The organism is bacterium, assembly GCA_035945995.1.
GTDB lineage: Bacteria > Sysuimicrobiota > Sysuimicrobiia > Sysuimicrobiales > Segetimicrobiaceae > DASSJF01.
Genome location: DASYZR010000166.1, coordinates 36801 through 58099, shown reverse-complemented (window position 1 = coordinate 58099; position 21299 = coordinate 36801). Strand labels below are relative to the sequence as shown.

General features: G+C 71.5%; 19 protein-coding genes. 13 read left to right on the top strand and 6 right to left on the bottom strand.

The genetic code is table 11. The features are described from left to right. Positions 1–41: 41 nt before the first annotated feature. The 5 genes from VGZ23_19735 to VGZ23_19715 are packed head-to-tail and all read left to right on the top strand — an operon-like array spanning position 42 to position 5846. Positions 42–1097 carry a DUF4931 domain-containing protein gene (locus VGZ23_19735; protein ID HEV2359828.1) on the top strand — a complete coding sequence of 352 codons (1056 nt, stop codon included), beginning with the start codon at positions 42–44 and terminating at the stop codon, positions 1095–1097. Continuing rightward, positions 1094–2698 carry an ABC transporter substrate-binding protein gene (locus tag VGZ23_19730; protein HEV2359827.1) on the top strand — a complete coding sequence of 535 codons (1605 nt, stop codon included), beginning with the start codon at positions 1094–1096 and terminating at the stop codon, positions 2696–2698. The genes VGZ23_19735 and VGZ23_19730 overlap by 4 nt, the downstream gene beginning before the upstream one ends. A gap of 36 nt (positions 2699–2734) precedes the next feature. Then, the gene (locus VGZ23_19725) at positions 2735–3985 is read left to right on the top strand and encodes an amidohydrolase family protein (GenBank protein ID HEV2359826.1); all 1251 of its coding nucleotides are present in this window, start codon (positions 2735–2737) and stop codon (positions 3983–3985) included. Between the two features lie 2 nt (positions 3986–3987). Then, complete coding sequence (locus VGZ23_19720) at positions 3988–4911, top strand: ABC transporter permease (protein ID HEV2359825.1); 924 nt, start codon at positions 3988–3990, stop codon at positions 4909–4911. Positions 4912–4937: 26 nt separating this feature from the next. Next, the gene (locus VGZ23_19715) at positions 4938–5846 is read left to right on the top strand and encodes an ABC transporter permease (protein HEV2359824.1); all 909 of its coding nucleotides are present in this window, start codon (positions 4938–4940) and stop codon (positions 5844–5846) included. A 39-nt stretch (positions 5847–5885) separates the two neighbouring features. Here the strand turns inward: VGZ23_19715 and VGZ23_19710 are convergent, their stop codons facing one another. After that, a complete protein-coding gene (locus VGZ23_19710; protein HEV2359823.1) occupies positions 5886–7451 on the bottom strand; it encodes a carboxypeptidase M32 in 1566 nt (521 codons plus the stop codon). 126 nt (positions 7452–7577) lie between these two features. Here VGZ23_19710 and VGZ23_19705 point away from each other — a divergent pair, with 126 nt between their 5' ends. Continuing rightward, positions 7578–8348: a creatininase family protein gene (locus VGZ23_19705; GenBank protein HEV2359822.1), complete on the top strand. Its 771-nt coding sequence runs from the start codon at positions 7578–7580 to the stop codon at positions 8346–8348. A 34-nt stretch (positions 8349–8382) separates the two neighbouring features. Here the strand turns inward: VGZ23_19705 and VGZ23_19700 are convergent, their stop codons facing one another. Continuing rightward, positions 8383–9015, bottom strand: coding sequence for a hypothetical protein (locus tag VGZ23_19700; protein HEV2359821.1), 633 nt, complete (start codon positions 9013–9015; stop codon positions 8383–8385). Positions 9016–9265: 250 nt separating this feature from the next. Next, positions 9266–9535, bottom strand: a complete 270-nt coding sequence (locus tag VGZ23_19695) for a hypothetical protein (GenBank protein ID HEV2359820.1) — start codon at positions 9533–9535, stop codon at positions 9266–9268. Between the two features lie 118 nt (positions 9536–9653). On the opposite strand from VGZ23_19695, the gene VGZ23_19690 reads away from it, so the two are divergent. Next, positions 9654–10241 carry a GNAT family N-acetyltransferase gene (locus VGZ23_19690; protein ID HEV2359819.1) on the top strand — a complete coding sequence of 196 codons (588 nt, stop codon included), beginning with the start codon at positions 9654–9656 and terminating at the stop codon, positions 10239–10241. Here the strand turns inward: VGZ23_19690 and VGZ23_19685 are convergent. Genes VGZ23_19685 through VGZ23_19675 form a run of 3 tightly spaced genes read right to left on the bottom strand, consistent with a single transcriptional unit; the run spans position 10202 to position 12259 of the window. Next, positions 10202–11188: a kelch repeat-containing protein gene (locus tag VGZ23_19685; protein ID HEV2359818.1), complete on the bottom strand. Its 987-nt coding sequence runs from the start codon at positions 11186–11188 to the stop codon at positions 10202–10204. The two genes, VGZ23_19690 and VGZ23_19685, sit on opposite strands and share 40 nt — an antisense overlap. A gap of 19 nt (positions 11189–11207) precedes the next feature. Beyond that, a complete protein-coding gene (locus tag VGZ23_19680; protein HEV2359817.1) occupies positions 11208–11579 on the bottom strand; it encodes a cupin domain-containing protein in 372 nt (123 codons plus the stop codon). 41 nt (positions 11580–11620) lie between these two features. Further along, complete coding sequence (locus VGZ23_19675; protein HEV2359816.1) at positions 11621–12259, bottom strand: DUF488 domain-containing protein; 639 nt, start codon at positions 12257–12259, stop codon at positions 11621–11623. Between the two features lie 95 nt (positions 12260–12354). Between VGZ23_19675 and VGZ23_19670 the strand changes: the two genes are divergently transcribed. From VGZ23_19670 to VGZ23_19645, 6 genes are read left to right on the top strand one after another with little or no spacing between them, the layout of a single operon-like run. After that, positions 12355–13263: an aminoglycoside phosphotransferase family protein gene (locus VGZ23_19670; protein HEV2359815.1), complete on the top strand. Its 909-nt coding sequence runs from the start codon at positions 12355–12357 to the stop codon at positions 13261–13263. A 36-nt stretch (positions 13264–13299) separates the two neighbouring features. After that, positions 13300–14772 carry an FAD-linked oxidase C-terminal domain-containing protein gene (locus tag VGZ23_19665; GenBank protein HEV2359814.1) on the top strand — a complete coding sequence of 491 codons (1473 nt, stop codon included), beginning with the start codon at positions 13300–13302 and terminating at the stop codon, positions 14770–14772. Between the two features lie 5 nt (positions 14773–14777). Continuing rightward, entirely contained in the window at positions 14778–16145 is a 1368-nt protein-coding gene (locus VGZ23_19660; protein HEV2359813.1) for a (Fe-S)-binding protein, read from the top strand. A 5-nt stretch (positions 16146–16150) separates the two neighbouring features. Next, complete coding sequence (locus VGZ23_19655) at positions 16151–17518, top strand: FAD-binding oxidoreductase (protein HEV2359812.1); 1368 nt, start codon at positions 16151–16153, stop codon at positions 17516–17518. Further along, positions 17506–19107: an MDR family MFS transporter gene (locus VGZ23_19650; GenBank protein ID HEV2359811.1), complete on the top strand. Its 1602-nt coding sequence runs from the start codon at positions 17506–17508 to the stop codon at positions 19105–19107. Before VGZ23_19655 ends, VGZ23_19650 begins: the two co-directional genes overlap by 13 nt. 23 nt (positions 19108–19130) lie before the next feature. Beyond that, positions 19131–21254, top strand: a complete 2124-nt coding sequence (locus VGZ23_19645) for an alpha-amylase/4-alpha-glucanotransferase domain-containing protein (GenBank protein ID HEV2359810.1) — start codon at positions 19131–19133, stop codon at positions 21252–21254. Positions 21255–21299 lie beyond the last annotated feature (45 nt).

Below are 21299 nucleotides of genomic sequence, written 5' to 3'. Positions count from 1 at the left end.
CCGCGCCGCACCCGATGCCGTCCCAACCACGGAGGGATGCCGTGCCCGAGCTGCGCAAAGATCCGATCACCCGCCGGTGGGTGATCGTCGCCAACGAGCGGGCGGCCCGCCCGAGCGACTTCGCCAAGAACGAGCCGCTCGCCGCGCCGTCATCGACGTGTCCGTTCTGCGAAGGCCACGAGAGCACCACCCCGCCGGAGATCGTCGCGATTCGCCGGCCGGGGACCGCACCCGACACGCCGGGCTGGCAGGTGCGGGTCGTCCCGAACAAGTACCCGGCGCTCCGCATCGAGGGATCGACAGACGTCACCTGGGAGGGCATGTTCGAAGGCATGGGTGGCGTCGGCGCCCACGAGGTCATCATCGAGACGCCCGAGCACGCGGCGCATCCCGGGGTGATGAGTCCGGATCAGTTCGCGTCGGTCCTGTGGATGTACCGCGAGCGCTACCGCGATCTCGACGGCGACCCGCGTTTCAAGTACCTGTTGCTGTTCCGCAACCATGGCCGGCAGGCGGGCGCGTCGCTCGCGCATCCGCACTCGCAGTTGATCGCCATGCCGATCGTGCCGAAACGGGCGGAGGAAGAACTGGAGGGCGCCCAGGCCTACTTCGCGCGCGAAGGCCGCTGCGTCTTCTGCGACATCCTCCGTCAGGAGGTGGGAGAAGGGCCGGAAGGGAACGGTCGGCGGCTCGTGTGGAAGAACGACGAGTTCGTCGCCTTCGCGCCGTACGCGTCGTGGTGCCCGTTCGAGCTCTGGATCCTTCCCCGCCGCCACACCGCGAGCTTCGGCGCGCTCGAAGACGTGCAGTTGCGGCCGCTCGCCGAGACCGTGCAGGCCGTCCTGGGACGGATCCACGCCTGTCTCGCCAACCCGCCGTACAACTACATCATTCACACCGCCCCGTACGACGCCAGGGTTGACCACTTCTACCACTGGCACATCGAGGTGCTGCCGCGCCTCTCGCAGGTCGCGGGGTTCGAGTGGGGGTCCGGGTTCTACATCAATACGGTGCCGCCCGAGGACGCGGCCCGGTATCTCCGGGAGACGAAGATCCCGGTGGCCAGTCCCACCGGAGCCCAGGGAGGTGCGCCTTGAGTCGATTGCCCGCGGCGTGGCGACACGTCGTGCTCTGCCTCACGCTGCTCGCCCTCGCCGCCGTCGGCGCCGGTCCGCCGGCGCTCGGCGCCGCGCCGGGCACGCTGACCGTCGGCCTGGACCAGGAGCCGCCCACGCTCGATCCGGCCGCGTCGCCGTCGGCCGTGACCTACCAGATCATCACGGACGTCGCGGAGAACCTGCTGTACCAGGACCTGGGCGGGAAGCTGCTCCCGTGGCTGGCCACCGGGTACAAGGCCGCGCCCGACGGCAAGTCGTTCACGTTCGCGCTGCGGAAGGACGCGAAGTTTTCGGACGGCGCTCCGGTCGACGCGGCGGCCGTGAAGTGGAACTTCGACCGCATCGTCAACCCGAACTTCAAAGCGGGCGGCGCGCTGCTCGCGCTGACGGGCTACGCCGGGTCCACGGTCGTGGATCCCTACACGGTCCGGGTGAACTTCAAAGAACCCTACGCGCCCTTCCTCACCTACGTCTCCGGGGGGACCCTGTCGCTCATTTCGCCGAAGACCACGCCGGGGCAGGGCGACGCGGTCAACCAGAAGCCGGTGGGGAGCGGACGGTTCACCGTCAGCGAGTACGTCGCCAAGGACCACGTCACGCTGGTCCGCAACGCCGAGTACAACCGCAAGCCGCCGTACAGCACCCGCCAGGGCCCGGCGGCCGTCGACCGGATCGTGTGGAAGTTCATCCCGGAGTCCGGCACGCGCGTCACGACGGTGGAATCGGGCGAGACGCAGATGATCAGCTTCCTCAACACGCCGGCCTCGGTGCTCCGGCGCCTGGAGGGCAACAAGGCCCTGCGCGTGGAGAAGAACCCGTATCCCGGCGCGCCGCGGATCTGGCTCCTGAACGTCCGCAGGCCGCCGACCAACGACGTGAAGGTGCGGCAGGCGCTCCTCTACGGGCTCAATCGCGCCGCGTTCGTCGACTCGGTCTTCCGGGGAACCGGCACCGCGGCGTGCGCGCCCCTCACCCAGCACACGCTCGGCACCCCGGCGCTGTGCGCCAAGTACAAGTACGATCCGAAGAAGGCGGCGGCGCTGCTCGACGAAGCCGGGTGGAAGATGGGCCCCGGCAACATCCGGACCAAGAACGGCCAGCCGCTCACGATCGAGATCAATTCGATCAACTACGGCAGCGGCAACCTGCCCGAGATCGAGCTGCTGCAGGGGCAATTGCTCCAGCTGGGCGTCGACGCCAAGATCAAGAGCCAGGCGCGGCCGCCGTGGTACGAGGACAACTACCACTGCGCCACCAACGGCCCGGTGATGTTCCTGCGCTCCACGGACTGGGACGGGCTGTACGCGCTGTTCGCCTCGCAAAACGTCGGCGGCAACTTCAACTGGTCGTGCTACGCGAATCCGGAAGTGGACAGGCTGATCGCCGATGGCCGCGCGGCGTTCGATCCGGCGAAGCGGCGCGTGATCTACGACCGGATGGAGACGATCCTCATGAACGACGCCGTCTCGATCCCGCTCGTGGACGAGCTGTCCGTCTGGGTGATCCGCAACACCGTGCACGATACGAAATACAACTTCTCGACGTACCCCGTGCTCGGCGATGTGACGATCGGCAAGTAGGCCGTGTGAGCGACACGGTCGTTGCCGAATAGCGCCGTGACCGCTCCCCCCGGGTGGCTGGTCGTCCGCGCGTCCCGCCTGATCGACGGGACAGGCCGCCCGCCCATTGAGGATCCCACGGTCGTCGTGCGGGGCGGGATGATCCACAGCGTCTTGGGTGGTGCGGGGCCGCCCGGCGATTGGCCCGCCGGGACGCCCCATCTCGACCTCTCCGGCCACACGCTGCTGCCGGGGCTGATCGACGCGCACGTACACCTGGTGCTGCCCGGCGACGGGACGCCGTTCGAAGACTCCGTGCGGGAGCCGGACGGCGTGCTGCTGGCGACGGCGCTCCGGAACGCCCAGGCCGCGCTGCGCGCCGGGATCACCACGCTGCGGGACTGCGGCGGCATGCGCGACACCACACTGCATCTCCGGCGGGCCCAGCGCCTCGGGTACGTCCAGGTCCCCCGGCTGCACCTGTGCCGCTGTCCCGTCACGATCACCGGCGGGCACTGCTGGTATTTCGGCGGAGAGGCGGACGGCCCCGAGGGCATGCGCCGGATGGTCCGCGCGCTCGCCAAGGCCGGCGTCGATTACATCAAGATCATGGGGAGCGGCGGCGGCACCCGCGGGACGGACTCGTCCCGGCCGTCGTACACGGTCGAGGAGCTCCGCGCCGCCGTGGACGAGGCCCACCGGCTCAACCGCCGGGTCGGCATCCACTGCACCTGCGCCCAGGCGACCCGGAACGCGATCGCCGCGGGGACGGACCACATCGAACACGCGCTCTTCATCACCGACGCGGAGGGGCATTCGCGGTTCGAGGCCGACGTGGCCGACGCCGTCGCGCAGCGGGAGGTGGCGGTGACGTCGACCCTGTGCGTCGGACACTTCCTGGTCGGCGCACTCTCGACCCGGGCGGAGGCGACGGGGGAAGACCGGGCCGCCGTGGAACGGTGGCGGCGGATGAACGATGCCAACCTCGATCATGCCCGGCGCATGCGGCGGGCGGGGGTGCGCTACGTCGCCGGCACCGATGCCGGCTGGCGCTTCACCCCGTTCGACGGCCTCGTGACCGAGCTCGAGCTGCTGCACGAGTCCGGGGCGTCCGCGGCAGAGGCGCTCACCGAGGCGACGTCCGGGGCGGCCGCGGCCATAGGGATCGCCCATGAGGTGGGCGCGCTGCGGGAAGGCCTCCACGCCGACATGATCGCGGTCGCCGGGGATCCGCTCGAGAACCTCGCGGTCCTGCGGCGTCCGGCGATGGTTCTCCTCGGCGGCAACCCCGTCGTCCGCAACACGTAAGCGTGTTCCGCTACATCTCCGCACGGCTCCTCGCGACGGTCCCCGTCGTCTTCGGCGTCACGCTCGCCGTGTTCTCGATGCTGTACCTCATCCCCGGCGATCCGGTCAAGATGATGCTGAGCGAATTCGTGACGAGCCCGGAGCAGATCGCCCGTATGCGGGCGCAACTGCACCTCAACGAGCCGTTCGCGCAGCAGTACGGCCGGTTCGTGTGGAATGCCGCGCGGGGGGACCTCGGCGAGTCGATTCGCGACCGGCGGCCCGTCACGACCGAGATCATGGAGTTGTTCCCGTCCACACTGCAGCTCGCCGTCGCCGGGCTGGTGCTGTCCGGCACCCTCGGCGTCTCGCTCGGCCTCGTGGCCGCGATCCGCCAGAACTCCTGGGCCGACGTCGGGGCGATGATGGCGGCGCGCCTCGGGGTCTCCATGCCGTCGTTTTGGCTGGGCCTCTTGTTGATCTTCGTCTTCTCGCTGCACCTCGAGCTGCTGCCGGCCACCGGCGGAGGCGGCCTGCAGCACCTCATTATGCCGGCCGTGGCGCTCGGCACCGGCGCCGCGGCGATCACGGCCGCGCTCACGCGGTCCAGCATGCTCGAGGTGCTGCGGATGGAGTACATCACCACCGCGCGGGCCAAGGGCCTTGCCGGCGCCTCCGTGATCTTGCGTCACGGGCTGGCCAACGCGTTCATTCCGATCGTCACCATCTTCGGACTGCAGGCCGGGCAGCTGCTCGCCGGCACCGTGGTCATCGAGACCGTCTTCGGCCGGCCCGGCGTCGGGCGGCTGCTCGTCAACGCGATTCTCAACAAGGACTTTCCGCTGGTGCAGGGCATCGTGCTGTTCGTCGCGGTCGCCTACGTGCTCATCAACCTGGCCGTCGATGTGGTGTATGCCGCGATCGATCCCCGGATTCGCTACGGGTGATCGCGCGCACGCCGGGCGCCGGTCGGATGGGTAGACCGCTCGCCGCGGTGGACGCGGTCCGGGCGCCCGCCGGCGGGGCGCGGGGACGCCTGCCGCGCGCACGCTGGCAGGTGGCCGTCCGGCGCGCCCGCCGGCACAAAGGGGCGGTCGCGGGCCTCGTCATCGTCGGGTCGCTGGTCGTGATCGCGGTCTTCCAATACGCGTTTGCACCGGTGAGCCCGATCCGCATCGACGTCGCCAACGCACTGGCCGCGCCGGGCCCCGGGCATCCGATGGGCACGGACCAGTACGGCCGCGACGTCTACAGCCGCGTCGTGCACGGCTCCGGCATCTCGCTCACGATCGGGCTCATCTCGGTTGGCATCGCCGCGACGGCCGGCACCGCGATCGGCCTCCTCGCCGGTTACTACGGCAGGCTCGCGGACGCGCTCCTCATGCGGGCCGTGGACGTGATGCTGGCGTTTCCCGGCATCCTGCTCGCGCTCGGCATCGTCAGCGTGCTGGGCCCGAGCCTGCGCAACCTCATGATCGCCGTCGGGATCGCGGGCATCCCGGTGTACGCGCGGCTGGTGCGCGGGTCGGTCCTGGTCGCGAAGGAACAGCTGTACGTGGAGGCCGCGCGGGTGACCGGGGTCCCGGTCCCGATCATCCTCGTCCGCCACATTCTGCCGAACGTCGTGGCGCCGGTGATCGTCGCGGGCACGCTCGGCATGGGGACGGCGATCCTCGCGGCCGCCGCCCTCTCGTTCATCGGGCTCGGCAGCCAGCCGCCGACGCCGGAGTGGGGCCGGATGCTGAGCGAGGGCCGCGACTACCTGCGCGACGCCTGGTGGATCGCCACCTTTCCCGGCCTCGCCATCATGCTCACCGTCCTCGGCGTCAACATGCTGGGTGACGGCCTGCGCGACGTGCTCGACCCGCGCCTCAAGATCTAAACCGGCCGGCCCGGCCGGACGCTCTCTCGGAGGGCCGCGTTACTCTGGAGCACCGGGCCCCGACGGCTTGTCGTCCCCGCCGTGCGCGGATTCGAGGCCGTAGAGTTCGGCAAATTTGGCGCGCAGATAGCGGAGGTACGGCTCCGGGGTCAGCGCGCGGCCCGTGGCGCGCTCCAGCAGCTCGGCAGGCAGGAACTTGCGCCCGTGCACATAGACGTGCTCGCGCATCCACCCATAGAGCGTCTCGAACCGGCCCTCGCGCATCTCCGCCGGAACGGCGGGATGCGCCCGGCAGGCCGCTTCGAACAACTGCACCGACGCCACGTTGCCGAGCGTGTACGACGGGAACGACCCCACGAGGCCGCTAGACCAATGGATGTCCTGCAGCACGCCGTCCGTATCGGTGGGCGGTACTACGCCGAGGTACGCGCGCATCTTGCCGCCCCACGCCTCCGGCAGATCCCGCACCGCGAGCTCCTCGGTCAGCAGCGCCTTCTCAAGCTCGAACCGAAGAATGACGTGCAGGTTGTAGGTGGCTTCGTCGGCGCGGACCCGAATCAGTCCCGGCTCCACGAGGTTGACCGCCCGGTACACCGCCTCGGCGTCGGTCCGGCCGAGCTGCGCCGGAAACGTCTCGCGCAACCGGGGGAACGCGTACTGCCAGAACGGGCGGCTGCGGCCCACGAGGTTTTCCCACATCCGGGATTGCGACTCGTGGATGCCGCTGCCGGCGCCCTCCGACAACGGCGAGCGTTCGAGGGCCGGCGCCGTTCCCTGACTGTACATCGCGTGCCCCGACTCGTGAAAGGTGCCGAACACGGCCGATAAGCGCCGCCCGAACCGCGTGGTGATGCGTACGTCGTCGCGGTGGAACTTGGTGGAGAAGGGATGCGCCGACAGGTCGAGCCGCCCGCGGCGGGTCTCGTAGCCGAAGGTCTGCACGATCTCGAGCGCGAACGCCCGCTGCGCGTCCTCGTCGAAGTCCGCGTCCAGGACGCCGGCGTCGACCGCGCCCGCCCGCGCCGCGATCGCCCGAACGAGCGGCACGATCACGTCGAGCAGGCGGCGAAACAGCGCTTCGAGCTCCCGCGCGGTCATTCCAGGATCGTACCGGTCCACCAGCGCGTCGTAGGGATGGTCCGCGTACCCGATGTAGTCCGCCTCGCGCCGCGCAAGCGTCACGACCTGCTCGAGGTGCGGACGAAACACGGCGAAGTCGTCGGCCCGCCGCGCCTCCTGCCACACGTGCGTCGCGACCGCCGTCACGCGCCGCTGTTCCGCGACGAAGTCGGCCGGCAGCTTCGCGGCCCGGTCGAGATCGCGGCGGGTGACCCGGACAAGGGCGGCCTCGTCCGATCCCGGCTCGGCGCCGTCGGCGGCGCGGGAGGCGGCGTCGAGCCGCCGGCGCGTCTCGTCCGACACGAGGAGTTCGTGCGCGAGGCGCGCGAGCGTCGCCAGCTGGAGGGCGCGGCCTTCCGCCCCGCCCGGCGGCATCTGCGTCTCCTGATCCCACCGCAGAATCGCGGTCGCCGCCCGGAGGTCGGCGATCGTCGCAAGATGCGCCCGAAGCGCCGCCACCGCCCGATCTCGCCTACCGTCCGTCATGCGCGCCTCCTCGAGAATCTCGGGGTCACGGCCGGCCGCGGACGCGGGGAGTGATGCGCGGCCGTCGCGAAGTCGTGTTCGTGAGTGCCGGACCGATGCCTGCGCCGGCCCCAGGAGGACTCGGAGATGCGCGACACGGTGCTGATCGAGGAGATGACCTGGCCGGAAGTACGGGACGCCATCGCCGCGGGCAAACGCCGCGTGATCGTGATGCTCGGAGCGATGGAGCAGCACGGGCCGCACCTGCCGATCGGCACCGACACCTACCTCGGGTACGCGACCGGCGTCCGACTCGCGCGCCGGCTCGGCGACGCGCTGGTCGCACCCGTCGTCTCGCTCGGGTACTCCGCCGGGCATCTCCCGATGGCGGGAACCGTGAGCATCGAGGAGGCGACCCTCGAGACCGTGATCCAGGACGTTTGCCGCTCGCTGGCCCGCCACGGGTTCCGCGAGATCATCCTGCTGTGCAGCCACGGCGGCAACTACCGCGCGCTGCGCGGCGCGCTGCCGCGCCTGCGGGACGAGCACGCGGCCCTACGGATCTCCGCGGTGACCGACTTCGACGAATGGCTGCAGCACACGCGGGCGTTCGCGGCGCGCGAAGGCCTCGACATGACAAAACTGGGCGTGCACGCGGCCCAGGGAGAGACGTCCCTGATGCTGGCCCATCGCCCCGATCTCGTGCAGATGGACAAGGCCTGCGAAGGCTTCACCGGAGACGCGTCGATCCGGTGGCGATCGAAGGTGCCGCCGCCGATGGACACCATGAGCCCGACCGGCATCCTCGGGGACGCGCGCGGGTCGACTGCGGAGCTCGGTGAGAAGATGTTCGCGGAGCGGATCGAGCGCCTCGCGCAGATGATCGCGACCGGAGCCCTGGCCGGCTCGGGCGCCTGACGACCGGGCCCGCCGCCCCTGCAACATTCGGCGTTTACGCGCGCGCGCGGCGGAAGACCACCCCGAGCCAGAGATACCAGGCGGGCCCGACGACGAACCCCGCGAGAAGCGCCGGGACCACGATCAGAGGGTTGGCCGGCGTCACGATCAAGAGCCGGCCGACGTACAAGATGATCTCCAGCACCGCGAGCAGATACCCGAGCCCGGCAAGGGGCCCCGGAAACGCGCCGGCCCGGCTCCCGGACGACGTCTGCGCCATCAGTCCGGCCAGGACCGCGAGCCCGACTCCGCTCGCGCCGAAGGTGAGCAGACCGCGCGGATCGACCGGGCTCAGCGCGCCGGCCGGAACACCGGCGCCGGAGGCGGGGCCGACGGCGACCGCGAGATCGTAGCCGCCGTGGACGAGCGCGCCGGCCGCCCCGATGATCCCGAGCAGCAGGCCCCATAACGCCTTGGCGGGATCGATCTCCCGCACGGCCTCGTAGATGCCGACCAGGACGGCGGTCGAGAAGATGGCGCCGAGCCCGAGACACAGGGCGGCCAGCGTCCGGCCGGCGTGCGGCGCGGCCGGCGTGACCACGACGAATGCGACCGAGTACACAAACGTGGTGACCGCCGCGGCAAGCGCGGCGGACCCCGCAGACCGCCGGTAGGCGTTCGACGGCATGTCGTTCCCCCCTGAGCAGGCATCCTGAGCGCGGCGGAGATTCGACGCCGGCCGGGTCTCCACCGCCCCGCGGTCCCCGACGTCTATCCGGGCCTTGGCCGGGCGCTATTCCGCGCTGGCCCCGCCGTCGGTCGCGCGTTCGGGAGTCGTCGCCTCCAGGCGCGCTTCGAGCACACAGTGCAACGGAATCTCCGCAATCCACGGTCCCGCGGGAGAGCCGGCCAGGAACTCCTCAGTCGGCTCCGGCTCTTCAAACGCGGTGATGACGAATCCGGCCGTCCGAAGCGTCCGGACGTACCACGAGAGCAGCCGGTGGTAGGCCGGCGTGTTCGCGACGTGGTCCTCGCCGGCGCGCCAGATATCCGTTCCCGCAGGCCAGGTCCAGCAGGCGCCGGCCGGCCACCGGGCCGACCACCCGCAGCAGCGCGGGATCGATGAGCGTCCGGTGCCAGAGATCGCCGTCGTCGCCCTGCTTGGCGTCATACCAGGCCGCCATGGCCTCCCAGATGCTCACGTCCATGTGGGACGCCTCCTCGGGCCCGCGCCGCCAGGCAGGCCATGCCGCGCCGCGTGGGAAATTTCCCGGCACCGCCGTCGCGCGCCCGCGGCGCCGATCGCGCGGTCCAGGTGGAGTTGCCATGTCTCACGATACGCCCGACCGGATCTCGTTTCGGCGCCTCGCCGAATCCGATCTGCCGCTGCTTCATCGCTGGCTGAACACGCCGCACGTGCTCGAGTGGTGGGACCGCCCGGGTCCGACGCTCGACGAGGTGCGCGCGAAATACCTCCCTCGGGTGAGCGGGACGCACGACGCGGTGCCGTACCTCATCGACCGGAACGAGACACCGATCGGCTACATCCAACTCTATCGCATCGCCGGCGGCACGTGGGGCCTGCACGACACGGGGTCCGGCGTCGGCCTGGACCTCTTCATCGGCGACGCCCGTTACGTGAGACGCGGGCTCGGGCCGCGCATCCTCGAGGCCTTCCTCCGGAAGATCGTGTTCGCCGACGAGGCCGTCGACGCGTGCTACGTGGACCCGTCGCCCCGGAACCGCGTCGCCATTCGGGCATACGAGAAGGCGGGGTTCCGGCGTGTTCCGGCCGCGGCCCCGCCGGATGCCTCCCCGGCCGTGTATCTCATGCGCATCACGCGCGCGGACGTGGAAGCGCACGATCGAGCGGATTATCGCGGCGGGAAGTACACCTCGTTCACGTTGCTGTAGGTGCCGCCCGGACGGGGCCCGCCGTTCAGCGCGTAAATCCGTCCGCCGACGCCGACGACGGCCAGGCCGTGGCGGGGCGACGGCATCGGCGCGCGAGGCGTCCATCGGTCCGTCGTTGGGTCGTATTCCTCGTTCTCCGGATAGGTGCCCGGGCGACCCAATTCGCCGCCCATGACGTACGCGCGTCCGGCGACGGCCGCCGCGCCGAGTCCGCTGCGCGGCGTGAGGAGCGGCGCCCGCGTCTGCCAGGTGTCGGTCGTGGGATCGTACGCTTCAACCGTACCGACGTTCCGCGCCGGCTCGCCGACGCGGCCGCCGAAGACGATGATTCGTCCGTCCAGCGCAACGGCGGCAAGATGATTGCGCGGCGTCGGCATGGAGCGCAATCGCTTCCACGTGTCGGTCGCGGGATCATAGGTTTCGATCGCACCGGTATCGCGGCCGGCCGTACCGCCTACGGCGTAGATGCGCCCTCCGGCGGCAACCGCCGTGAGCGCGCCCCGTGCGCTCGGCATCGACGCCCGCGTGCGCCACCGGTCCGTGCGGGGATCGTACTCGTACACGGTGTTGATGGGATGCCAGATCGAACGGTCGCGGGCGACGAAGCCGCCGATCACATAGAGCCGTCCGTCAAGCGCAGCGGCGGCGGGATGGTGGACCGCCTGGGGCAGCGGTGCGACCGCCCGCCACCGGTTTGCGGCCGGATCGTATTCCTGAACGTCGGCCGTCACGCCGATCGCGGTGAGGCCGCCCACGACGTAGATGTGATCCCCGAGCGCCGCGCCCGCGACCTCGGACCGATCGGTGAGGGCAGGCGGGCGCGGCTCCCACCGGCCGATCGTCGCGGCGTCCGGCGAAGCCGCTCCCGACCGTGGCGCCGGACCCGACAGACCAAGCCCCAGACCGATCGCGATCAGAATCGCCAGACCTGCGGGGACCTGCCGCATCGTGCGCCGGCCGAAGGCGTCAGTCGCCCGTCGGCCTGATCCCGGCGTTTTCGACCATGAGGATCACCGTACGCTCCGGCGCGCTGGTCCTGTGGAGCACGCCCTTCGGCACCATGAAGCCCTGCCGGGGGGCGAGTTCGACCCTGCGGCCCTCCAGATCGATGACGAATCGCCCGTCGACGACGTAGAAGAACTCGTCGTCCCGGTCGTGTTTGTGCCAGTGGAAATCGCCGTGCACCACGCCGAGTCGCACGACGCTGTCGTTGACCCGGCAGAGCGTCTGGTTGTACCAGGGCTGCGCGCACGTATCGACCAGCGCCTGCACGTCGATCAGTTCCAGCGGTCCAAACCGTGCGTCGAGATCGATCGCGTAGGAATGTTCGGTCTCCATGGGAGCCTCCCGCATTGCGCGCTCGAATGGAACTCGCCGGTCTATTTCCAAAGCGCACCCTGCTTCGCCTTCGCCCGCCCGCCTGACGCACCTGGGCCGGCGCGCGGCACGCGGGCGTCGCGGCGAGATGACGGACGGCGCGTGGCCCGCGCGGGCGGAGGCGGCGGTCCCGGGTAGGTGACCCGCCCGCCCGCCACCCGCGCCCACGGCGTCAGAGAGTGCAGACGCCCGGTGCCGGGACCCATGATGTGCACGACCTCGTCCCCCCCGGCCGCCAGCGCATCCGCGACGAGCGAGCGGTGGCACCGCCAGGGCACCGCCTCGGCGCACATGATGGCGACCGGGCCGGCCTCGCGGGACAGCGCGCGCAGCCCGTCGACCGCCTCCGCGAACTCCGGCGTTTCCATGTAATCGGCAAACCCACGGAAACTCGCGTTCCGCCACGCGGTGTTGCTCGAGTCCGCGCGGGCCTTTCTCAACCCGCCGAGCGCGCGCACGTGCCGGTAGCGGATGCGCCGGTTGGGCAGCGTCCGACGCAAGGTCTCGGCGTTGAACTGCGGCACGTGGCGCGAGCGCGGCACCGTCCGGATGTCGACGAGCGTGCGCACCCCGAACCCGCGCAGCGCCGCGACGAGTTCGTCGAAGGAGCTCGTCGAGTGACCGATGGTGAAGATCCGCATCGCGGCAGAGTTTCCGAGTCGGCCGGCCGGGTCTCCTTCCGGGCGGCGGGTCCCGGCATGAACGCGGCCCGGCGTCACGGAATGTCTTACCGGAGATGCCGGACCACAACCTCCCGGAAGGATTCCGGCGGACCGTGCGCGGCGCATTCCCGGAAGGAGCCGCGTGGCTGGAGTCCCTTCCGTCGCTGATCGAGGAGTGCGAGCGCCGGTGGCACGTTCGCATCGCCGAGGAATCGTTCGAACTTTCCTTTAATTACGTGGCCCCCGCCCTCACCGCCCAGGGCCGCGACGTCGTGGTCAAGATCGGCGTGCCGCGTCCGGAGCTCGAAAGCGAGATCCGGACCCTTCGAGTGTACGCGGGCGGGGCCGCGGTGGAGCTGCTCGACGCGGACGAACAACAGGGGATGCTCTTGCTGGAGCGCGTGCGGCCGGCGTCCAAACTGTCGGACGCCGTGGACGACGACCAGGCGACGGTCATCGCCGCCCGGGTAATGCGCGATCTGTGGCGGCCGCTGCCGGCCGGGCATACCTTTCCGGCGGCGGCGCATTGGGCCGCGGGACTGCGGCGCCTGCGCCGGCGCTTCGACGGCGGCACCGGTCCGTTCGATGCGCGGCTCGTCGAGACGGCGGAGGCGTTGTTCGAGGAATTGCCGGCGTCCGCAGCACCCGCGGTGCTCGTGCACGGCGACCTCCATCACTTCAACATCCTGTCGGCCACGCGGCGCTCCTGGCTCGCGATCGATCCCAAGGGCCTCGCCGCGGAGCCCGCGTACGACGTGGGCGCGCTGCTGCGCAACCCGTCCCCGGACCTCTATCTGAACTCGGCCGTGCAGCAGCGCCGCGTCGAGCTGCTGGCCGCCGAGCTCGGCCTGGACCGGCACCGCGTTGCGGGCTGGGGCGTCGCCCAGGCGGTGCTGTCCGCGTGGTGGCACTACGAGGAGGGTGGCGCCGGGTGGGGATCCGCCGTGGCGTGCGCGGAGACGTTGATGCGCCTCCTGCCGTGACCTCCGCGCGCCCGCGTTTGTTATACTGAGTGGACCGTGAGCCTCGCCGAGTTGCGCTGCCGTATTGCCGACCGCGACGCCCTCATCGGCGCCCTCGTCGACGCGCTGGGCCGGGAGCGGGTCTTCGCGCAGCCGGTCGACCTGTTGGCCTACGAGTACGACGGGTCGGTCCTGGCCGCCCTGCCGGACCTCGTCGTGTTCCCCGAGTCGACGGACGACGTGGCCGCCCTCGTGCGCGCGGCCGGCCGGTTCGGCGTCCCCCTCGTGGCCCGCGGCTCGGGCACCGGGCTGTCCGGCGGGGCGATCACGCCGATCGGCGGCATCGTCGTCGCGATGAGCAAGATGCGCCGGATCCTCGCCGTCGACCTCGAGAACCGGACCGCGGTCGTGCAGCCGGGCGTGATCAACCTCGACGTCACGCGCGCGGTCGAGGGCGACGGGTACTTCTACGCGCCCGACCCGAGCAGCCAGTCCGCGTGCAGCATTGGCGGCAACGTGGCCAACAACAGCGGCGGCGTGCACACGCTCGCCTTCGGCGTGACGACCAACCACGTGCTCGGGCTCGAGATGGTGCTGGCGGACGGCTCGGTCGCGCGGCTGGGCGGCCGTGGGCCGGACGAGCCGGGGCTCGATCTCACCGGCCTCGCCGTCGGGTCGGAGGGCACGATCGGCATCGTGACGGCCGCGACCGTCCGGCTGCTGCGGCGCCGCGAGACGGTCCGGACGATGCTCGGCATCTTCGAGACGATCGAGGACGCCAGCCAGGCCGTGGCGGACATCATCGCCTCGGGTATCGGGCCCACCTCGCTCGAGATGATCGACCAGCTCACGGCGCAGGCCGTCGAGCCCGCGGTGCACGCGGGGCTCCCCCTCGACGCGGGCGCGGTCTTGCTGATCGAAGTGGAGGGCGTCCGGGAAGGCCTCGAACGGTGCACCCGCACCGTCGAGGACCTGTGCCGCGCGAATCGCGCCCGTGAGGTCCGCACGGCGCGGACCGACCAGGAACGGCTTCTGTATTGGGCGGCCCGCAAGGGCGCGTTCGGGGCGATGGGGCGCCTGGCCCCCAACTACTTCCTCCACGACGCCGTCGTCCCCCGGAGCCAACTGCCGGCGATCATGCATCAGATCGTCGAGATCGCGCGGCGCCACGGCATCCGGGTCGCCAACGTGTTTCACGCCGGCGACGGCAACCTGCACCCGCTCATCCCCTACGACGCGGCGGCCCCCGGGGAAACCGAGCGGGTGATGCGGGCCAGCGAGGAGATGCTCACCGCGTGCGTGGCGGCGGGCGGGACCTTGAGCGGAGAGCACGGCATCGGCTTCGAAAAGAACAACTACATGCCGTGGATCTTCACCGAGGCCGACCTCGGCGCGCAGCGGCGGCTGAAGACGGCGTTCGACCCGGAGGACTGCATGAACCCCTTCAAGGTGTTCCCGACCCCCGTCTCCTGTGGGGAACTCCTCACCCGCCGCCCGCCGCGCCTTGCGGCGTCGGGGTTGTGGATCTGAGCGCGATGGCGTCCCCCGCCCGCGCAGGCAGGACCGCGCCGCGTGACGGCGGCCCGCACGGCCGGGCGGCCGCCCAGCCGATCCCGCGGCTGCTGATCCCGGAGCTCGACAAGTGCATTCAGTGCGGGTTCTGCCTGCCGGCGTGCCCGACGTACCGGATGCTGGGCGTGGAGACCGAGTCGCCGCGCGGCCGGATCCATCTGATCGAGGCCGCGGCGCAGGGACGCATTCCGATCGATGCGCGGCTCGAGGAGCACATGTACGTCTGCCTCGGCTGCCGCGCCTGCGAGACCGCCTGCCCCGCCGGCGTCCACTTCGGCACGATCATCGAAGCGGCGCGCGCGGAGATCGGCCCCACCGGCTCGCCGCTGGCCCGCCGCGTAACGCTCGCGGCGCTGCGGCACCTGATGCCGCACCCCCGGCGGCTGCGCGCCGCGGCGGGGCTGCTCCGTCTCTACCAGCGGAGCGGGCTCGGCCGCGCGCTCCGCCGGCTGCACCTCATGCCGAAGCGGCTCGGAGAAATGGAAGCCCTGCTGCCGGAAGTCCCGGATGCCCCGTTTGCGCCGGCGCAGGAAGTCTTCCCCGCGATCGGGCCGCGGCGCGCGCGCGTGGGCTTCTTGAGCGGCTGCGCGATGAGCGTCCTCTTTCCGGGGGCGAACGAGGCCACCGTGCGCGTGCTGCGGCGGAACGGGTGCGAGGTCGTCGTCCCGCGGGAGCAGACCTGCTGCGGCGCCCTCAACATCCACAACGGCGAACGCACGGCCGCGCAGCAGATGGCCCGCCGGAACATCGAGGTGTTCCTGCGCGCGGGCGTCGACGCCGTGGTCATCAACGCGGCGGGCTGCGGGGTCGCGAGCAAGGAATATCCGGTGCTGTTCCGCGACGACGACCCGGCGTACATGGCGCGGGCGGACGCGTACAGCCGGCTGTGCCGGGACGCGACGGAGTTCCTCGCCGACCTGGGCCTCACCGGCTCCCTCGGTGAGATCCGGGCGCGCGCCACCTATCAGGACCCCTGCCACCTCGCCCACGGCCAGCGCATCCGCCGCGAGCCGCGCGATCTGCTGCGCCGCATCCCCGGGCTCGAGCTGGTCGAGATGGAGGGGGCCGACCGCTGCTGCGGCAGCGCCGGCATCTACAACGTAGTGCAGCCCGGCTACTCGCGGCAGATTCTCGAGGAGAAGATGCGCGCCGTCGCCCGGACCGGCGCCGATCTCCTCGTCGCCCCGAACCCCGGATGCCTCCTGCAGCTCGCGGCCGGCATCCGCGCCCGGGGCCTGCCGATGGAAGCCTGCCACGTCGTGGACCTGCTCGACCGGGCGTACGCCGCCGGCGATCCGGAGCGCGCCCCGGGGCCGCCCGGCCCGGCGTGACCGGCGTGTCTCACACCCAAGACGCGGTCGGCGGCGCCCTGGCCGCGCGCGTCCGCGGCATCGTCGGGGACGCCCACGTCACCACAGACCCGGGCCGCCTTGACGGATGGCAGATCGACGGCGTACGCCCCGCGCTGGGGGCGGCGCCCGCGGATCCCGAGCAGGTCGCCGCCCTCCTGACCGCAGCCGCGGACACCAACGCGGGCGTGATCCCGCGCGGCGGCGGGGCGCACCAGCATCTCGGCAATCCACCCGAGCGCGCCGACCTCGTCATCGAGACGACGCGCCTCACCGGGATCACGGATTACACGCCGGCCGACTACGTCGTCGCGGTCCGCGCCGGCACGCCGTTCCGCGACGTGCAGCGGGCCCTCGCGGCGAACGGGCAGTGGCTCCCGCTCGATCCGCCCGGCGCGGAGGCGGCCACGATCGGCGGCCTCGTCGCGGCGAACCGCAACGGTCCCCGCCGCCTCTTGTGGGGCGCGATCCGCGATCTCGTCATCGGCATCCGCGTCGCGCTGCCCACGGGCGAGGTGATCAAGGCCGGCGGGAAGGTCGTGAAGAACGTCGCCGGGTACGACCTCGGCAAGTTGTTCATCGGCTCGCTCGGCTCGTGCGGGGTCATCACCGACGTGACGTTCAAGATCCTGCCGCTGCCCGGCGACGGCGTAACGGTCCTCGTCACCCTGCCGAGCGCCGCGGCGGCGCACGCGCTCACCACCGCGGTGATGCGGTCGTACCTGCTCCCCTCCGCGCTCGAGGCCGCGAGCCCGGAAACCCTCGTCATGCTGGGGCGGGCCGCGGGGATCGAGGCGCGGGCCGGGCGATGGGGGGTGCTGCTCCTGGCCGAAGGCCTCGAAGAGAGCCGCCGGCGCCACGTCGAGGAGATGCGCGCGCTGACCGCGGCCGCCGGGGGGCCGGACGCCGTCCTCGAGGTGCACTCCGGCGCGGCGCACGAGGCGCTGTGGCGGGCCGTGGCAGGATTTCCGTCGCCCGCCACGCATCCGGGCGGCGTCGTCTTCCGCGTCGGTACGCCGATCACGCGATGGATCGACGTCGCCGGCGCGGCCCACGCGGTCCCCGGGGATCCGCCCGCCGCGGTGCTGGCGCACGCCGGTATCGGACTCACCTACGTGGCGGCCGGGCCGGACCGGGCGACGGCGCTGGCCGAATCCCTCGGGCGGGCCGCCGACGGCCAAGTACCGGACGCGCCCGAGGGCTACGCCGTCGTCGAAGTCGCGCCGCCCGCGCTCAAGCCGCGCCTGCCGGTGTGGGGAGCCGCGCCGCCCGCCGTCGACCTGATGCGCCGCCTGCGGGCGCAATACGATCCGCGGAGCATCATGGTCCCGGGACGGTTGGGATGGCTGTCGTAACCGCCGGCCGCGGCCGCGACGAGGCCGGATCGCCCGCGCCGAGCCGCCGGGCCGTCGTCACGGTCGCGGCGATGCTCGGCATGTTCCTCGCGGCGATGGACGCCACGGCCGTGGGGACGGCCCTGCCGACGATCGTCGGCGCATTCGGCGGCCTGGCCCTCTACTCGTGGGTCTTCGCGGCCTACCAGATCGCCTTTGTGGTGACGACGCCGATCTTCGGCCGCCTCGCGGACATCCACGGCCGCAAGCGCGTGTACCTGATCGGCATCCTCGGCTTCATCGGGGCCTCGGCGCTCTGCGGGCTCTCGCAATCGATGGGGCAGCTCGTGTTCTTCCGGCTGCTGCAGGGCATCGGCGGCGGCGCGGTCCTCCCGATCGCGCTCACGATCATCGCCGACCTCTTCCCGCTCGAACAGCGGCTGCGCATCCAGGGCATGTTCAGCGGGGTGTGGGGCCTCGCCGCCGTCGTCGGGCCCCTGGTCGGCGGCGCTCTCGCCGACCACGGGGCGTGGCGGTGGATCTTCTTCATCAACGTGCCGGCCGGTCTCGTCGCGACGCTGATCCTCACGCTGGCGTTCCACGAGTCCAGGACCGCCGCCCGCGCGTCGATCGACTACGCCGGCATCAGCCTGCTCTCCGCCGCCTCGATCGTCCTGCTGCTGCTGATGTTTTGGGGCGGCCACGAGTTCGCGTGGCTCTCCGTGCAGGCGGCCGGGCTGGCCGTCCTCTGCGTGGCGCTCCTGCTGCTCTTCGCGCGCGTAGAGATGCGCGCCGAAGAGCCGTTCCTGCCGTTCAGCCTGTTCCGCAACCGGATCATCGCCGTGGCGTGCCTCGGCGGGTTCCTGCTGGGCATAAGTATTTTTGGGACCACGGCGTACGTGCCGCTGTTCGTCCAGGCCGTGACCGGCAAGAGCGCCACGACCGCCGGGGAAGCGCTGATGCCCTACATGGTGATGTGGACCGTGTCGAGCATCGTGGGCGGCCGCCTCGCGCTCCTGTGGGGCTACCGGCCGGTGACCACGGGCGGGATGACCCTGCTGGCCGCCGGGTCGCTGCTCCTGACGCGCCTGGACGTCCACGCGACGGCCACCGTCGTCTTTGCCGACATGATCGTGCTGGGCAGCGGCATGGGGCTCACGGCGACGATGTTCATCATCGCGATGCAGAACGCGGTCGCGCGCCCGCTGCGGGGCATCGTCACGTCGATCAACATCTTTACGCGCAATCTCGGCAGCGCGATCGGCGTGAGCGCGCAGGGCGCGGTGCTGGTCGGCATCCTCGACGCGCGGCTGGCGCACCTGCCGGCGCGCGTGCGGCTCGGCCTGCCCACGATCGGCGACCCGCAGGCGATGCTCGATGCGGGATCGCAGGCGCGGCTGGGTCCGGCGGGACACGAAGTGCTCCGGCAGGCGCTGGCCCAAGGGATCCACGGCGCCTTCGTGCTGGGACTGGGGTTCGTCGCGCTGGGGCTCGCGGCCGTCGTGCTGTACATGCCCTCCGGCAGCGTGGCCGACCATGCGTCCGAGACGGCGGCCGCCGGTCGGTCGCCGCGAGGGGACGAAGCCGCCGCCGGCGAGGACGACGCGTGAGGCGCGTGAGGTAGGGCACGGCCATGCATCGGCTCGCACTCGCCCTGGCGCTGCACAACCACCAGCCGGTCGGCAACTTCGACCACGTCTTCGCGGAGGCGACCGAGCGATCGTACGCGCCGATGATCGCCTCGCTCGAGCGCCACCCCGGCATCCGCCTCGCGCTGCATTATTCCGGCCCGCTGCTCGACTGGCTGCGCGCGCACCGCCCCGAGCTCATCGCGCGGCTGCGGGCGCTCGTGGCGCGCGGACAGATCGAGATGCTCACCGGCGCCTACTACGAGGCGATCCTCCCGATCGTGCCCGACGCGGACAAGCGCGGCCAGATCGTGAAGATGACGCGCGCGATCAGGGACGGGTTCGGGTACTCCGCGGACGGGCTATGGCTGGCCGAGCGCGTCTGGGAGCCGCATCTGGCGCGCCCGCTCGGCGAGGCCGGCGTGAAGTACACCATCGTCGATGACTCGCACTTCCACGCCGTCGGGCTCGAAGACCGACAACTGCTCGGCTATTACGTGACCGAAGAGGAGGGCGTCTCGCTCGCGCTGTTCCCGAGCCTCCGGCGCCTGCGGTATCTCATTCCGTGGGTGTCGCCGGAGGACGTCGTGGCCTACCTCCGCACGCTCGCGGAGACGGAGGTCCGGCCGGAGGGCCGCGACGCGCCGCTCGATCTCGCGTTGATGGGCGACGACGGGGAGAAGTTCGGGATGTGGCCGACCACGTACGCGCACTGCTGGGAGCGCGGGTGGGTGGATCGGTTCTTCGACACGCTGGAGGCGACGCCGTGGATCGACGTGGTGCCTCCGGGCGACTACCGGCGCACCCACGACCCGGCCGGCGCGATCTACCTGCCGACGGCCACGTACGACGAGATGGCGGAATGGGCGCTCCCGCCGCAGCGCGCCGAGGCGCGGGCGACCTTCCGGCACGACCTCGAAACCGGGGGCCGCGAGGACCTCGCGTCGCTGGTGCGCGGCGGATTCTGGCGGCACTTCCTCGTGCGATATCCGGAGGCCAACACGCTGCACCACCTGGCGCTCCGCGCCGGACGCAAGGTCCACGCGATGCCGCCCGGGCCGGACCGGGAGCGGGCGCTCGATGAGCTCTGGAGCGGCGAGTGCAACTGCACCTACTGGCACGGCGTCTTCGGCGGCATCTATCTGCCGCACATTCGGAGCGCGGCGTTTGAGCGCCTCATTGCCGCGGAAGCGGACGCGGACCTCATCCGGCACCCGGAACCGTACGCCGAGACGTCGGCCGAAGACCTCAACGGGGACGGGCAGCCCGAACTGTACCTGGCCACCCAGCTGGACGTGTGCACGGTGGACCCGGCGCGGGGCGGCAGCGTCGTGGAGTGGGACGATCGGACCGCGCGGCGTCATCTCGGCAACGTGCTGACGAGGCGGGCGGAAGCCTACCATGCGCGCGTGCGCCACGAGGCGCCTCCGATCGAGGGAGCCGTCTCGATTCACGCGGCGGGCGACCACGCCAAGGAACCGGGCCTCGAACGGCTGCTCATGTACGATCGCGTGCGCCGGGCGACCATGCGAACGTGGCTCTGGCCGGCGGAGGTGTTGCGCGACGAAGCGTGGCGCGACACCGCGGAGGATCTGGGCGGATTCGGCTCCGGCCGGTACGCGTGGCGTCTCGAGGAGACCGGGACGGGCGCCGCGGCCGCGCTGACACGGCGCGCGCCGGTTGGCGAGGGGCAGGTGACCCTCGGGCGCCGGATCGAGGTGGACATACGCCGCCGGGGGCTCACCCACGCCGTGCGTCTCATGTGGGATGGGCCGGGCGTCCTGCGCGCCGTGCTCGCGGAACAGTGGAGCCTCGGGCTGTTCGGGGGACCGGAGCAGGTGTGGGCCGCAGCGGACGGGACGCGCGTCTCGTTGTGGGAGCCGGCGGATCTCCCCCCGACCACCGGCGTGCACGCCGGCGAGACGTACTCCGGCCTCAGGCTTGCGTTCGCCCTCGAGCGGCCCGCGGACGTCTGGAGCCTCCCCGTCTTCACGATCTCGAATTCGGAGGCCGGGCTCGAGCGGAATCACCAGGGGGCGATGCTGGTGCTCCGCTGGGAGCTCGCGCTCCCCGCCGGGACACCCTGGGAGCAGACGACCCACGCCGGGGTGGCGGACGCCACGGGCTAAATCCGGCGGACGATCGCAAGCCCCGCTACTAGTAATCGTCTGAAG

Bases quoted from the DNA above. Each gene is read 5' to 3' on its own strand.
- VGZ23_19715 (HEV2359824.1), top strand. From the start codon at position 4,938: ATGGGTAGACCGCTCGCCGCGGTGGACGCGGTCCGGGCGCCCGCCGGC.
- VGZ23_19710 (HEV2359823.1), bottom strand. From the start codon at position 7,451: ATGACGGACGGTAGGCGAGATCGGGCGGTGGCGGCGCTTCGGGCGCAT.
- VGZ23_19705 (HEV2359822.1), top strand. From the start codon at position 7,578: ATGCGCGACACGGTGCTGATCGAGGAGATGACCTGGCCGGAAGTACGG.
- VGZ23_19700 (HEV2359821.1), bottom strand. From the start codon at position 9,015: ATGCCGTCGAACGCCTACCGGCGGTCTGCGGGGTCCGCCGCGCTTGCC.
- VGZ23_19695 (HEV2359820.1), bottom strand. From the start codon at position 9,535: ATGGACGTGAGCATCTGGGAGGCCATGGCGGCCTGGTATGACGCCAAG.
- VGZ23_19690 (HEV2359819.1), top strand. From the start codon at position 9,654: ATGTCTCACGATACGCCCGACCGGATCTCGTTTCGGCGCCTCGCCGAA.
- VGZ23_19685 (HEV2359818.1), bottom strand. From the start codon at position 11,188: ATGCGGCAGGTCCCCGCAGGTCTGGCGATTCTGATCGCGATCGGTCTG.
- VGZ23_19680 (HEV2359817.1), bottom strand. From the start codon at position 11,579: ATGGAGACCGAACATTCCTACGCGATCGATCTCGACGCACGGTTTGGA.
- VGZ23_19675 (HEV2359816.1), bottom strand. From the start codon at position 12,259: ATGCGGATCTTCACCATCGGTCACTCGACGAGCTCCTTCGACGAACTC.
- VGZ23_19670 (HEV2359815.1), top strand. From the start codon at position 12,355: ATGCCGGACCACAACCTCCCGGAAGGATTCCGGCGGACCGTGCGCGGC.
- VGZ23_19660 (HEV2359813.1), top strand. From the start codon at position 14,778: ATGGCGTCCCCCGCCCGCGCAGGCAGGACCGCGCCGCGTGACGGCGGC.
- VGZ23_19650 (HEV2359811.1), top strand. From the start codon at position 17,506: ATGGCTGTCGTAACCGCCGGCCGCGGCCGCGACGAGGCCGGATCGCCC.
- VGZ23_19645 (HEV2359810.1), top strand. From the start codon at position 19,131: ATGCATCGGCTCGCACTCGCCCTGGCGCTGCACAACCACCAGCCGGTC.